This is a genomic window from Caballeronia sp. LZ062, from assembly GCF_031450785.1.
Lineage (GTDB): Bacteria > Pseudomonadota > Gammaproteobacteria > Burkholderiales > Burkholderiaceae > Caballeronia.
The window spans coordinates 392,198-405,813 of record NZ_JARTWB010000002.1 but is presented as its reverse complement, the minus strand read 5'-3'; the positions used below and the strand labels follow the sequence as shown (position 1 = coordinate 405,813).

Below are 13,616 nucleotides of genomic sequence, written 5' to 3'. Positions count from 1 at the left end.
AACGCGATTAACCGGATGCCGTTGCGCTTAACGCCTCAATGCCCTTTTCACTATGCAGCCGGTCAAGCAATTAATCGAAAAAAATGGTGGAACCAGTCGCATTCGGTCCGTTTAATCGTCACACGCGCTCTTGCCATTTTCATGGGTGTAAGACGACACGAGAATCCACGCAACGGCCTTTCGATTGCGAAGCCATCGCGGATGCTGCCCTCCTTGGGCTCGGTCTGCCGTCGCCGGCGAAAACAAATCGATTACCATAGTGGCCCGTCAGATTGCGAACCGCGATCACGGATTCCATGAGTATCGAGTCACCGCCCAATGTCCGACCAGTCCGAACCCCGTATCGCCGTTCTCATCCCTTGCCTCAATGAAGCTTCGACAGTCAGCAAGGTCGTGCACGACTTCAAGGCGGCGCTGCCGCAGTGTGAAATCCATGTTTTCGATAACGGATCAGCGGACAAGACAACGGATGTCGCTCGACACGCAGGAGCCCACGTTCGAAGCGTTGCGTTGCGCGGCAAAGGAAACGTGATCCGTCGAATGTTCGCAGACGTCGAGGCCGATATCTACGTGCTCGTGGACGGCGACGACACTTATGATGCGACGGCGACGCCACGAATGGTCGCGATGATGCTGGACGACGGGCTCGACATGGTCGTCGGCACGCGAGTCTCCGACGAGCAAAGCGCGTATCGGCTCGGGCACCGGTTTGGAAACGTATTGCTCACTCGCTGTGTCTCCCGAATCTTCGGTCGCACGTTCACGGACATGCTCTCGGGCTTTCGAGTGCTTTCGCGCCGCTATGTCAAGTCGTTTCCGGCTCACGCCACAGGCTTCGAGACAGAAACGGAGCTGACGGTGCACGCACTCGAACTACGGATGCCGGTCGCTGAGACATCGACACGTTATAAGTCGCGCCCCGACGGGTCCGTGAGCAAGCTCAACACGTATCGCGATGGGTTTCGCATCCTCATGACCATCGCCAGGCTCTTCAAGACAGAGAAGCCGCTTGCGTTTTTCTCGCTCGGCTTCGGCGTCTGTGCGATCTGCGCCGTTCTGCTCGCCTTGCCGCTGCTGGAAACGTATGCTCGCACCGGGCTCGTGCCTCGCCTTCCCACGGCATTGCTGTGCGTGGCGCTCGTGCTCTTCGGCGCCATGCTGCTCACGTGCGGCGTCGTGCTCGACACGGTCACGCACGGGCGGGCGGAAGCCAAGCGCCTTGCCTATCTGGCCGTGCCGGGCCCGCGCCGGTGACGACGACATCACAACTCATTCGATTCGCGATTGCCGGGACAATCGGTTTCGTGGTCGATGCAGGCGTGCTGTATCTCGCCCTCGCTTGCGGACTCGGACCGTTCGCCGGCCGCGCCGTGTCTTTCCTCGCTGCCGTCTGGGTGACGTGGCGGATCAATCGGCGATACACCTTTCGCGGCCGGGTCGAACGTTCGGTCTGGGCTGAATGGTGGCGCTATCTGATCTCGATGACGGGCGGCGCAAGCGTGAACTATGCGGTGTACTCGCTCGTGATCGTCGCTGGCCGGCACGGTCCCGTGCTGCCGCTGCTCGGCGTGGCCTGCGGCTCGATCGCCGGCATGGCCGTGAACTTCTTCGCAGCGAAGTTCTGGGCCTTCAGAAACTGAAAGCATTGCACCCATCTCGATGAACACGACGACTGCAAACAATCGAACGCGTGCGCTGCGGCGCATCGACATGAACAGCCCACAGTCGCTCACGCGCGCGTCCTGGATCGTTCCGCTGGTTTTCGGCCTCTTTTCGATGGCTCAGGGTGCGGACGCCAATTGGGACCTGCGCAACTATCACCTGTACAACGCTTTCGCCTTCCTGACCGGAAGGTTGTCGACGGATCTTGCTCCGGCCGGCATGCAGAGCTACTTCAATCCGCTGCTGGACGTGCCGTATTACTTGATGACGATGCATCTGCCGGCGATGCTGGTCGGCTTCATCATGGGCGTCGTGCACGGTCTCAACTTCGTGCTGCTGCTCGGAATCTGCCGTCTCACGCTGGATGATCTGCCCGAGACTGCAAAGTATCGAACGCCTTTCTGGCTTGCCATCGCCGGCTGTCTTACGGCCAACTTCCTGTCCGGCGTCGGCAACAGCATGGGCGACGATACGACCTCGCTTTTCAGCCTCGGCGCGTTGCTCGTGCTGCTGAAGGTGTGGCCGCGGCTGCCGCAAGCGAGCGTGCGGGTCTTGGCGACGGTGTGCATGGCAGGAATCGTCTCGGGCGCGGGCGCCGGACTCAAGTTGACGACGGCCGTCTTCTGCGTCGCGATGTGCGCCGGTCTGCTTGCCGCTCCCCTGTCGTTGCGAAGGCGCGTTCTGACAGCGTTTCTTTTCGGCGTGGGGGTCCTGGCAGGACTCGCGCTCACGGGCGGCTTCTGGTTCGTGGAGCTGTGGCATCGGTACGGCAATCCGCTCTATCCACAGTTCAGCGCCGTTTTCCCGAGCCCGCTTACATCATCGGTGTCCATCGTGGACACCGTCTGGTTTCCCCGGAACGTCTGGGAATCCCTTGCGTGGCCTTTCATTTTCTCGCTTGACCCGCGCCGCGTCGGGCAAGCCCGTCTGCATCAGGTGATCTGGGCTTTGGCCTACGCCTGCTTCTGGTGCTGGGTGGGCGCGCGCGCTGTCCGGCGATTCAAGGGCATGCAAAGTCCGGCGCTGCCGTCCCGTGGCCGATACGTCATTGCCTACGTCGCAATCGGCTATATCGTCTGGATGAAGGTGTTCAGCATCCAGCGATACCTGGTCTCCATAGAGCTCTGTTTGCCGCTGGTGATCTATCTCATGCTTCGCCAGATGACGACGTATGAGCGAGCGAATACGCTCGCCAAGAGAACGTTCATCGCCTGCTCGGTCCTCGTGCTGGCCGGCGGCGCGCATTCGTGGGGGCACGAACGCTGGGCTGCCAAGATGTTTTCCATCGACCTGCCCTCGCTTCCCGCTGCCGGGAAGACGACGGTCATCCTGACCGCAGGCGACCCGCCGCTGGGCTGGCTCGTCCCGCTGTTTCCCGGATCGGTCGCGTTCGCCACGATTCGATCAGCTTTCCCGCAAGCCCGCCCCGCCTACGACGAACGGATTCACACGATGGCGCGTTCACGCGGCGGACCTGTGTACGCCCTCATTCCCGGCTATATGGACAAGCGCGAATACGACGCCGCGCGAAACGCGCGGGAGCTCGCCGATTCGCAGAATGCGCTCGCAGACTACGGTTTCGCGCTCGACGTCGGTTCCTGCAAGCTGTACGACGCTCGCATCGGGGCCGGTGTTTATCCTTATCAATGGTGTCGCGTCGCGGAGGCGCGGTAGTTGACGCGCGTCTGAGGCAAGAGCAGAAACGTTAGCCCACGGCAGAACGTTTCTATCGCCCCGCGGTGCTCTTTCCCTGTGCAATGCACCGAAAGTGACGCGAACTGAAGCGCCCCCGACACCGAAAACAAGACGCCTGCGAAGTCGACGGTCCCCGCTGCTCATGGTAATGCGGGCGCAACCGCAACTGCTACGCAACATCAACGTCTTCTCCGCACCGCGCGTTGCCTATAAGGCACAAAGATTGCGGCGCACCAGTTCACACCACGCTTCGAGAACTCGCGAGACGGCACGCGTCGATCACCCATGTCTCCGCGTTGCAGTGCTGATCGAAATCATTAGAGGGATGGCTGCGACCGATGACTGTTACCGACCACGCCGACACGCCTGCCTCGACCGTCTTGCCACTGCGCGCTTCCGATGCACGAGTACCGGGTGGCCGCAGTAAGGGCGCTTGTTATGCCAGCACAACAGTCCGACGAATTGGCTATGGGACAAGGTCGAGTCGCGTGGGAGGCTTTGACTGTGCCCGCTGAGGACTTCTCAGCGCTACCCATCGTCGACACGCACAAGCGGCGCCCTTTTGCGCTGTGCTCGGCGGATTTGAACCATGTCGGACCGGCATTCCCAATCGCCTTCAATCACAGCGAACTGATGAAGCGCCGCAGCCAGTCCGGCCAGCAGTGGCGCAAGCCTACAGAACAGGTCGCGCTCGCGAGGCAACAGGTACAGGCATGACCATCTACGTGTCGCTGCCGGTTCATGAAGCGCCGCTCGTGGTCGCAGACCAGTTGGCGAACTTCGCGCGCTTCTTCCCGGAAGCGTGCGTCGTGCTTCATGTGTCGCGCAGCGGCAGGCTCGACGAGGCAAGTCTGCGGGCCACGCTCGAAAGCCAGCGGTGCGGCAACTACGTCATCAACCCCGCCCATGAAAACACGCGTTGGGGCAGCATTTTCCGCGCGCATCTTTCGAACATCGCGTTCATTCGGTCGCTCGGCGATGCGACGCACATCTGCTTTCATGCGTCGAACGACATGCTCGTCGCGCCCGGCGTGGCCGACCATATAGCGCGGCACGGGCGCGGCTATAACGTAAGACCGATCACGCCCCGCAGCTACTGGTGGGTCAGCCCGAAGGCCCGCGCGGACGCTGCGCTCGACGCGCTTTGCAAGACCTTCAGCAATTGCCCGCTCGTCGGATCGCAGATCGAAGGCGCATTCTACGAGGCGGATACCTTGTACGAAGTCGCCGATATCGCGCGCGGCGCGCATTCCGGCGAGGCGAGCTATCCGCTCGAGGAAGTCGTGTTTCCGACCATTGCGCATGCTATCGGCGCGACGCCTCATGTCACGCCTTACGTGTACTCCGAAACGCATGTGTTCGACCGCACGTACTGGCGTTTCCTGCAAGCATTCGAGTGGCTCTTCGGAAACAATTGGGAGCGTGCGCGCGGGCTCAGGCACTGCGTCGAATATGCGTTCATCAAGACGCCCTATTACCGCTTGAGCCCCGGCATGATCCGCGTCATCGCGCAGATGAGCCGGAGCGTGTCCGACAGCGCAATAGACGATGCCCGGCTCGCGCGTCGTCTCTCTCAACTGCAATGGATGAACGACGGAGACGCGACTTGGCAAGTCTTCGACCGGCATTCGCTTTACGGCGTCAAACGCGTGCCTCGCACGCTCGATAACCCGCTGCGGCATTTCATCCGACAGCTTCCTTCAGCCCGCGTTCTGTCCGCGCACGAACGGCCCGCCTCATCATGAAGACAAGCGACATCACCGTGGTGTTTCAGGGCGCCGTCAAGCCGTATGTCGGCGCGGACCGCGACTCGTTTCGCGAGAACGTCCGTCAGACGCGGCGGTCCTTGCCGAACGCCGACATCATCGTCTCGACGTGGAAAGGTGCGGAGCTGCCTCGTGGGCTGCTCGCCGATGCCGTCATCGAGTCGGACGATCCGGGCGGGTTGCCCGGCATCAAGTACGACTCGCCGAAGGCCAACAACGTGAACCGGCAAATCGTTTCGACGCTCGCGGGGCTCGAGTCCGTGCGCACGCCTTATGTCGTCAAGCTGCGCACCGACAGCATGCTGGAGCACGCCGGCTTTCTGGATTTTGCCAAAGCCGTCTATCAGCGCGACGGAAAGGACACGCGCATCCTTGCGAATTCGTTCTTTACGCTCGACCCGACCATCTTCGAGCGTCTGCCGTTTCATCTGAGCGACTGGTTTCACTTCGGCCGCACCGACCGCCTGCTGCAATACTGGAGCGCCCCGCCCGTCACGCCTGTCGATGCCAGCTGGTACGACCGCGAGCGTCACATCGCAGGCTCGACATTCTTCGAGCGCAACTTCCGCGCGCGCTTCGCTGTCGAGCAGCACCTGTGCATGCACTACGCCTCGCAGCACGGCTATGTGGTGCCGCAATTGCTGAACGATGGAAACCCGGACGTGCTCGCGTCGTTCGAGCGATTCATCGTGAACGAGACTTTGATTCTGGACCCGTGGCAGATCGGACTGCGGATGCGCAAGTACGAATGGGTCGGTGCTTCGCTGTTTCAGCGGATCAATACCTTGATGTATCTGGACTGGCTGGCTATGTCCGGCAGCAGCCCGCTGGACGACAGCAGCAACGATGCGATGCGGCGGCTCATCGACCGTCGCCGGAAGCTGAAGAGCGCCGCGCGAGCGGGATTCCGGGCGAGCCGGCCATTGCATCGGTTGATGTTTTCGACGCAACGCGGATTTCCTTTGCGACGCGCAGCCGTGCTGCTGTTAGGCCGACTGCAATGACGACGAGTGCCGCGATCGCACGGCGACGGCTTGCGGGAGACGCCGTCCGTCTTTGCTCAACAAAGCCATGCACACCATGAAGATTGCTGCCGTCGTCGTCACGCGTGATCGCCCCGCTCTGCTCGAACGGGTGCTCGACGCATTGACTGAACAGAGCTTGCGCCCCGACGAGATCATCGTCTTCGACAATGCAAGCGACGAAGCAACGCGCGACTTGTTGAAGACGAGGCTCGACGTCACGGCATTGCGCAGCGATTACAACATCGGCGGCGCGGGCGGCTTCGCCCGTGGTCTTCAGCAAGCGCTTGCGCGGGGCGCCGACTGGGTCTGGCTGCTCGATGACGACGCCGTCCCGCACCGCGACGCGCTGCAACGTCTCGTGGCGGCGAGAGCCTCGCTGCCCGCCGACGTCGGCGCGCTTTGTCCATCGGTCGATGAATTCGGCGCAGTCGCGCTACAGCATCGCCGCTACTTCGACAGCCTGTTCGGCCGGGAGCGCACCGTTGCTGCTTCGGCATACAAAGAGTTCGCGGTTCGTATCGACACCGGCTCCTTCGTGGGCTTTCTCGCCGATGCGCGCGCGGTCTGGGCAGCGGGACTGCCACGCGCGGATTACTTCGTCGCCTATGACGATACGGAATTCTCGCTGCGGCTGAAGGCAGTCGGCTTCTCCGTCTGGCTAATTCCCGAGAGCCGCATCGATCATTTGCGGGAAGTCGGCGCGCGGCTGCGCAACCATGCCTTCGGGCCACGGCACTACTACAACGTGCGAAACCGCATTGCCGTATCGAGCCAGTATGCGCGTTGGCCGCTACTCGCGGCGCTTCGGGCATCCGCGGTCGGCGTTGCGTTGTGGTTGATCTCGAGCCACCCGTGGCAAGTGAAGAGCGTGGGGATGCTCATTCGGGCGCTGGTGGACGGACATCGCCGAAGGCTGGGTGAGATCCATGCATCGACAGAGGCGGCCGACGGTACGACCGTGCGCACGACCGGTTATTGAAGCGGCGACGCCGATTCCACTTTCTCGGCCTCTGCCGACAGGTGTTCGTCGCGCAAGGCCGGCTCGATTTGCGGCTTTTTGAAATACGCGACGCGCAGATCCATGAACGGCTTCTCGATATACGAGAACGTCAGCTTACTGACCAGCAGCGTGATCGGCAACAGAATGACGAACGCATAAACCATCGTGGTGACGGTCGCCGACCGACTTATATGCGGCAGCATTCCGGAGCGAAAGAGCGCATCCGCAATGGGGGTATGCAGCAAATAAATAGAAAAGGTAAGTTCGCCGCCTTTCGCCAATATACGGTCCACGATTCGAGGAATAGGCAGCATCGGCGATTGGTAGCCGATAATCAACGCAGCAAAAATTATCCCTTCCAGCGTGAAGCTGAAAACGACATCGATCAACGGAACATCCCGGTACCAGAAACAGTAGGCAGGTATGAGCGCCAATGAGCCGGCGAGCAGCAGCAGCGAGAGACGATCGACCCGTGACCGATAAGTTCGGTGCAGCCACGCCGCGAGCATTCCTATCAGAAACTCGTCCATCCTCCCGACGATGGAATGGTACTCGAGCCAATACGCGTCTCCCTTGATTCCGAAGATGCATAGGCGAATCAAGATGAACACCGATATCAGCCCCACCAGATACTGCGGACCGGATTTTCGAAAGAACAGGAGAATAAAAGGAAATATCAGGTAGAACTGAAACTCGACCGAAGTCGTCCACCACGCACCCACCGGAAACAGCTTCTGTCCGAAGCCGCTCATCTCGTCTCCGACATTCAACTGGAGCAGAAGCAGATTAAGGACGGTGTCGCCGCTGACCTGCAATTTCCCCACGCACAGCAGCACGAAGAACATGACCGTCAGCAGAGGAAAAATGCGTAACGCGCGATTTTTGACGAAACGCCAATAGAGGATCGTCCCTTGATTGTCCAGCGCAATGGACGTGAAAAGGTAGCCTGTGAGAACGAGAAATAAGCCGACGCCAATATGACCTTCCTGAATCACCGATACCAGGAAGCCCGTGCTATGCGGCGAAAAAGGACCCCCTGCATACGCCCACATGTGAGCGAGCATGACCAGCAACGCGGCAAAGAACCGAAGGTGGTCAAGACGGCTCCAATATTTCTTTTCGTTCGGTGATCTCATTTTGTTCTCATGCTATCCGGACGGCTATGGCGAGATGACGTATTCGCGCTTTGCGTTCCAATTCGCACGTAAGCGCAGGGCTGGCCTTTTTTAGCGCGCTCAATCCAATCGTCGATACGGCTCCCGGAATCGAAGCAAATGCCCGGCCCACCCACGTCAGCATAGTGACACAGCGGACGAGCGACGAGCGCGCGTCTCAATGCCCGAAGCGTCCTGCCAGTCTTGTCGACCATTCGGGATTCCATCGCGCCGGTGCCTATACCGAATGTTACGATCTGCCGACTCGGGGAAACGCGCCGCCCGCCCCGGATGACAACGGACCGCGCACGGCCGCGCAAGCCATCAAAGCCTGAAAGGACAAATGCCGTCTGAAGTGCGAGAACGAAATTCGACCCCGTGGACGCTGGTCATCGCCGTATTCATTGCGAGCTTCGGCCTGCTGGCGCTCCGCAATCTGGACCCGCTGACATTTCCAACGGTTTACGCGGAGGACGGCGTCTGGTCCGGTCAGATCCTTGCGAACGGTTTCATGCAGACGGCCTTTCACGGCCGCGAGTTTCCTATCTTCGGCGTGGTGCTGCTGGATCAGTGCGCCCTTTGGTTATGCAAGCTGCTGCCCGGTGGACTGCTTCGCTTGCCCCTTGCGCTGTTCATTGTGTGCAACGCGTTTCTGGCCATCTGCGCGTGCGCGGTGCTGCTGTCGCTTCGCCGTCGATTGCCCCTGCTGATCCGGGTCGGCATGTGGCTCGCGCTGCTGCTGATGCCCGTCGGCAACGACGGCAACGAGATCTTCGGACGCGCGCTGAACATGGGCTTCGTCTTTCCCGTGCTTCAGGCGTTCCTGCTTGCAGCGATGCTCTCGGACATGGCGTCGGCGCGGACATCGATCGTTGCGTTGCTGGTCGCGCTCATCGCGGGATGGACGTTCCCGGTGTCGATAGCAATCAATGCCGTCGCGGTCGCCGCGCTGTGCAGCCGCGACCGCCAGCGCCTCCGGATTCGCTTGCCATGGCAGGGCTGGACCTTGCTCGCCGTCATCGCGGCCAATGCCGCCGCACTGCAAGTGGCCTCCATCACGAGCAAGGGGGGCGCGAATCTTCCTTGGGTTCCGGCGGGCTTCGTGGAATTCGCCCTTGCGCGAACGTTGCTGTTTCCGCTGGTCTCGCTCGTCTACCGGCATCTCAACGACACGGTCGTCATCGTTCTGTGCCTCGGCGTGTTCGGCAGCCTGATCGCTCTGCTCGTTCGGCTGCGGCACAGCACGCCGGCAGACCGGCGAATCGTCTCGCTTCTCGTCGGCAGCTTCGTCGTGTACGCCGCGGCTACGATCGTCATGCGAATCGGCTTCACGAGTCTCCTTTCGGGCAGCTACCGCGCCACCTTCCCGGACCGATATTTCTATGGCCTCAATGTGCTGGGGACATGCGCCGTGCTCGTCACGGTGGCCATGCTCGCCCGCACGCCCCGGGCATGGCGCAGGACGGCGTCGTTCTGGCTCGTGCTCGTGTTGATCGCGCCGCTCGTGAATCATCGCGTCGTCGAGTTGCATCGCCCGGCCACCCAATGGCGCGAGCATGGCACTTTTCAAGCGTCGCTATGCGACAGCGCGGATCGTCTGACATCATCCGGCAGCGGCGCTCCGAGCCGGTCGCTCACGAGTGTCGACACCTATCCGAAGCTCGCGGACGGCAGCTACTGGCAGATGCAGGTGCCGACATCGTTCCTTGTCGAGCTTGCAAGCAGCGGCCGGTGCGCAAGGCCGCACGACGCGCTCGGAGGCATCCTTCCGTCCGGGCCGGATCAGCGCAGATAAGTCGGGCGACGGTTCGCGTCGCAGCCTCGCCTCTTGACGGTGAGCCGTCCGGCACGCCAGGCATGGATCCGACCGGCGGCGCCGCCGACCGCGCGCTGCAGTGAATCGGTGCATTCATGTGGCGGCTCAAGACAAACAAATGCTCGATTCGTTGCGCGCGGCCCACTGCGCGAAGCCGGTTTTAAGGAGTCGATAGGTTAAACTGCCACATTTATCAACAGTTGTCGGCAGCCGGCCCGATCGTGTTGGCAAGCCCCGCCGATGGCACGACCGATCCCGCGTCAGCATCAAAACGAGCACGATGGCATCCCGAACCCGTACCGAACGTATCCTCGTCTTCATTCCCGCCTACAACTGCGAACGTCAAATCGGCCGCGTGTTGGCGCAGCTTCAGGGCAACGAGGCTCTCTTCAGCGAAGTCATCGTCGTCGACAACCGCAGCCCGGACAACACGGTCGATGCCGCCATCGCCGCCGCGAAAAACCTGCAGCTTCCGGTGCGTGTCGTGCGCAACGTCGACAACCTCGGTCTGGGCGGGTCGCACAAGAGCGCATTCGCCTATGCGGCGCGTGCGGGTCACGACTATGTCGTCGTGCTGCACGGTGACGATCAGGGCAGCATCGCGGATCTCGTTCCGCACATTCAGGCGGGCGAGCATCGCGGGGTGGACTGCCTGCTCGGCGCGCGCTTCATGCCCGGCTCCCAACTCGAAAACTACTCCGCCTTCCGCACGTTCGGCAACGAAGTGTTCAATCTGCTGTTCTCCGCCGCGGCGGGCAAGCGCCTCTACGACCTCGGCTCAGGGCTCAACATGTATCGCGTCGGCGCGGTGCGCGACCTGCGCTATCACGGTTTCGCCGATAACCTCACCTTCAACTACTACATGATTCTGGCGACGGTTTACCGTCGCTGGAAGATCCGGTTCTTCCCGATCAGCTGGCGGGAAGACGACCAGATCTCGAACGTCAAGCTCGCCCGGCAATCCATGCAGGTGTTGCAGTTGCTCGCCACCTTCGTGTTCCGCCGCCGCCGGTTCCTCGAAGGCAGTCACACGCATCGGGCAGCGGATGCCTACCGCTTCGAGACCGTGTTCGACAACGGCGTTCCCGTACAGTCGTAGGGGCTAGAGTCATGCGCGACCTGAAGATCGGGCAACTCTCCTTCTGGTGTTTCGTCTCGTCGGCGGCGCTCTTCGTCGGCTCGGTCGCTTTCTGGCTGCCGCTCGGCGGACCGAAGCTCTTCGCGACACCGGCGAGCACTCTGCTCTGGCCCATCCTGCTCTATGTGCTGGCGCATGTCGCCCGCATGTTGCGGCTCGGCCTGCTGCTCGGCAGCATCCGCTTGCGGCGGCTTCTCGGACTTTATATCTACACCGGCGCCTGTTCCGCGCTCATTCCCTTCAAGCTCGGCGAACTCGCGCGCATCAACGAGATCGCCTGGCAACAATCGGGCAACTATGCGCGAGGACTCGTCATCGTGTGGGTCGAGCGCGTCTTCGACCTGATCGCCGTGGGCGCCATCATTCTGGTGCTGATGACGCGGGGTGAAGTCGAGCCGGGCCCGATCGCGCCGGTTCTGTGGCTGATCTGCGTGTTCGTCCTGGCAACCGTGTGCTTCTTCTTCGTGCTGCCCGAGCAACTCGCCACGCTGAACCTGCACGTGATGCGCACGTATCGCGACCGCAAGGCGGTACGCATCCTGAAGATCCTCGAAGCCATCAACAACTTCTCGCAGATGGCGCGGCCTCTTCTGCATGGCCGCATCCTCACGCTCAGCCTCGTCACACTCTTCATTTGGGGCTTCGAAGTAATGGCGCTCGGGCTGCTGATGCAAGACGTACGGAGCTGGACGCCCTTCGTGCGCCTCGTGAGCCAGTTCGCCGATATCATCGTGCATCGCCCGGGCCATCAGGCTTCAGCCGATGCGCTCGCCTCGATACTGGACCAGTGGAAGATCCTCGTGCTGTCCGTCCCCGGGCTCGTCGCGTTGTGCCTGTTTCACAAATGGCGGCGGTCCGCGTCGCCGCGCAAAGGATGGATCCGGTGAGGAAGATACTGCTCTACGACAACACCCAGCCGCCGCCGAGCGATGTCTCCAATCTGCTGGGTATCGAGCGATTCTCGGATGTCTATTACCGCAAGCGTTCGCTGGAACGCTGGATGTCGGATCTCGCCGATCAGGCGGGATTCAATTTCGTCGATATCGAGACGCTCGCGCATCCCGATTCGCTCATTCAGCCGCCGCTCGCGGGCTCCGGCCGGCAGATCATCGTCTACGTTCCCGCATGGATCGCATTCGGTTGCGCGGAAACGGAGGCGTCGCTCTTCCTGCAAAAGCTCGGGCTCACGCGCAACAACCTGCGCGTGACGAGCGACAGCGCCACGTTCGATCCGCGCGCGCCCTACATGATGGCGCTCGTCGACGACATGGCGAAGGCGCTTCTGCACAGCATCGCGGCCGGCGAGTCGGCCGAGTCGTTTCTGCGCGAGGTGGCCGATCAGCTTCAGCCCGTGCCCGACGACGCGCGCATGATCGATCTGCGCGATCCGCTGCGCTTCACCGACTATCTGACCAGCAACTTCGACGCGCGGTTCTTCAATTCGGTGCAGACGGTCAACGACTTCGTGCTGCTCAAGCGTTCGACCGACGGCGCGAAGCTCAGGCGCGAACACGACTTCTATCATCTGCTGCCGCCGTCGATGCAGATGTTCTTCGTGCAGCCGTACGATTTCCGGCAGGAAGCCGAGGGCGCGAGCTACAAGATGGAACGGCTCTTCGTTCCCGACATGGCGCTGCAGTGGATCCACGGCTCGCTGGACGAAACCCATCTCGAACGCTTTCTGGACAAGGTGCTGTTTTTCGTTCGCTCGCGCCCGACACGCAGCGTGCCGCGCGACGTGGCCGAGCGTGCGCGCAACGAGGCGTATCGTTCGAAGCTGCTCGCGCGCATCGAACAACTGGAGGCGCTGCCGGCCTACGCCGCCATCGAGCCCTATGCGCGCGCCACATTCGGCGGCGTCCGGACGCTCGTCGCACGCTACTTCGCACTGCTGGATCGCGCGAGGCCGGCGGACATCGAGAAGAGCCTGTGCATCGGCCATGGAGACCTCTGCTTCTCCAACATCCTGTACAGCAAGACCACCGGCCTGATGCGCTTCATCGACGCCAAAGGCGCGGCGACGGAAGACGAGCTGTACGTCAACCCGTACTACGACATCGCGAAGCTGTCGCACTCGGTCGTGGGGAACTACGACTTCATCAACTACGGACTGTTCCGGCTCGAAGTCGATGCCGATCTGAAAGTGCGCGTTCTGATCGATGCCGCGCCGAAGCCGTGGGCCGCCGTCGCGTTCAGACGCAAGCTCGTCCAGAACGGCTTCGATCCCGTGCTCGCGCGGCTTTACGAGGCATCGCTCTTCATCAGCATGGCGCCGCTGCACATCGACGTTCCCAAGAAGGTGGTCGCCTTCCTCGTGAACGCGGCGGGAATCCTCGATGAAGTCGAACGCGAATTTTGAG

12 protein-coding genes are annotated in these 13,616 nt (G+C 61.6%); 11 read left to right on the top strand and 1 reads right to left on the bottom strand.

Annotated elements, in window-relative coordinates; all coding sequences use genetic code 11:
- Positions 1–318 precede the first annotated feature (318 nt).
- The 7 genes from P9239_RS07925 to P9239_RS07895 all read left to right on the top strand — a co-directional run bounded on the left by P9239_RS07925 (position 319) and on the right by P9239_RS07895 (position 7,127).
- On the top strand, positions 319–1,254 hold the full coding sequence (locus P9239_RS07925) for a glycosyltransferase family 2 protein (RefSeq protein ID WP_309749956.1): 936 nt from the start codon (positions 319–321) through the stop codon (positions 1,252–1,254).
- A complete protein-coding gene (locus P9239_RS07920; protein WP_309749955.1) occupies positions 1,251–1,640 on the top strand; it encodes a GtrA family protein in 390 nt (129 codons plus the stop codon). The genes P9239_RS07925 and P9239_RS07920 overlap by 4 nt, the downstream gene beginning before the upstream one ends.
- A gap of 70 nt (positions 1,641–1,710) precedes the next feature.
- Positions 1,711–3,336 carry a hypothetical protein gene (locus P9239_RS07915; RefSeq protein WP_309749954.1) on the top strand — a complete coding sequence of 542 codons (1,626 nt, stop codon included), beginning with the start codon at positions 1,711–1,713 and terminating at the stop codon, positions 3,334–3,336.
- Between the two features lie 459 nt (positions 3,337–3,795).
- Complete coding sequence (locus P9239_RS07910) at positions 3,796–4,074, top strand: hypothetical protein (RefSeq protein ID WP_309749953.1); 279 nt, start codon at positions 3,796–3,798, stop codon at positions 4,072–4,074.
- Positions 4,071–5,102, top strand: a complete 1,032-nt coding sequence (locus tag P9239_RS07905; RefSeq protein ID WP_309749952.1) for a hypothetical protein — start codon at positions 4,071–4,073, stop codon at positions 5,100–5,102. Before P9239_RS07910 ends, P9239_RS07905 begins: the two co-directional genes overlap by 4 nt.
- Positions 5,099–6,127, top strand: a complete 1,029-nt coding sequence (locus P9239_RS07900) for a WavE lipopolysaccharide synthesis family protein (protein ID WP_309749951.1) — start codon at positions 5,099–5,101, stop codon at positions 6,125–6,127. Before P9239_RS07905 ends, P9239_RS07900 begins: the two co-directional genes overlap by 4 nt.
- Positions 6,128–6,194: 67 nt before the next feature.
- Positions 6,195–7,127: a glycosyltransferase gene (locus P9239_RS07895; protein ID WP_309749950.1), complete on the top strand. Its 933-nt coding sequence runs from the start codon at positions 6,195–6,197 to the stop codon at positions 7,125–7,127.
- On the opposite strand, the gene P9239_RS07890 is transcribed toward P9239_RS07895, so the two are convergent.
- The gene (locus P9239_RS07890) at positions 7,121–8,284 is read right to left on the bottom strand and encodes an acyltransferase (protein ID WP_309749949.1); all 1,164 of its coding nucleotides are present in this window, start codon (positions 8,282–8,284) and stop codon (positions 7,121–7,123) included. The genes P9239_RS07895 and P9239_RS07890 overlap by 7 nt on opposite strands.
- A gap of 373 nt (positions 8,285–8,657) precedes the next feature.
- Between P9239_RS07890 and P9239_RS07885 the strand changes: the two genes are divergently transcribed.
- From P9239_RS07885 to P9239_RS07870, 4 genes are all read left to right on the top strand, one after another.
- Positions 8,658–10,097 (top strand): hypothetical protein, encoded by a 1,440-nt coding sequence (locus P9239_RS07885; RefSeq protein ID WP_309749948.1) that lies wholly within the window; start codon positions 8,658–8,660, stop codon positions 10,095–10,097.
- A gap of 301 nt (positions 10,098–10,398) precedes the next feature.
- Positions 10,399–11,217 carry a glycosyltransferase family 2 protein gene (locus P9239_RS07880; RefSeq protein WP_309749947.1) on the top strand — a complete coding sequence of 273 codons (819 nt, stop codon included), beginning with the start codon at positions 10,399–10,401 and terminating at the stop codon, positions 11,215–11,217.
- Between the two features lie 11 nt (positions 11,218–11,228).
- The gene (locus tag P9239_RS07875) at positions 11,229–12,143 is read left to right on the top strand and encodes a lysylphosphatidylglycerol synthase domain-containing protein (protein WP_309749946.1); all 915 of its coding nucleotides are present in this window, start codon (positions 11,229–11,231) and stop codon (positions 12,141–12,143) included.
- On the top strand, positions 12,140–13,615 hold the full coding sequence (locus P9239_RS07870) for a capsular biosynthesis protein (RefSeq protein ID WP_309749945.1): 1,476 nt from the start codon (positions 12,140–12,142) through the stop codon (positions 13,613–13,615). The genes P9239_RS07875 and P9239_RS07870 overlap by 4 nt, the downstream gene beginning before the upstream one ends.
- Position 13,616: the final 1 nt, after the last annotated feature.

Bases quoted from the DNA above. Each gene is read 5' to 3' on its own strand.
- P9239_RS07925 (WP_309749956.1), top strand. From the start codon at position 319: ATGTCCGACCAGTCCGAACCCCGTATCGCCGTTCTCATCCCTTGCCTC.
- P9239_RS07915 (WP_309749954.1), top strand. From the start codon at position 1,711: ATGAACAGCCCACAGTCGCTCACGCGCGCGTCCTGGATCGTTCCGCTG.
- P9239_RS07910 (WP_309749953.1), top strand. From the start codon at position 3,796: ATGCCAGCACAACAGTCCGACGAATTGGCTATGGGACAAGGTCGAGTC.
- P9239_RS07905 (WP_309749952.1), top strand. From the start codon at position 4,071: ATGACCATCTACGTGTCGCTGCCGGTTCATGAAGCGCCGCTCGTGGTC.
- P9239_RS07900 (WP_309749951.1), top strand. From the start codon at position 5,099: ATGAAGACAAGCGACATCACCGTGGTGTTTCAGGGCGCCGTCAAGCCG.
- P9239_RS07895 (WP_309749950.1), top strand. From the start codon at position 6,195: ATGCACACCATGAAGATTGCTGCCGTCGTCGTCACGCGTGATCGCCCC.
- P9239_RS07890 (WP_309749949.1), bottom strand. From the start codon at position 8,284: ATGAGATCACCGAACGAAAAGAAATATTGGAGCCGTCTTGACCACCTT.
- P9239_RS07880 (WP_309749947.1), top strand. From the start codon at position 10,399: ATGGCATCCCGAACCCGTACCGAACGTATCCTCGTCTTCATTCCCGCC.
- P9239_RS07875 (WP_309749946.1), top strand. From the start codon at position 11,229: ATGCGCGACCTGAAGATCGGGCAACTCTCCTTCTGGTGTTTCGTCTCG.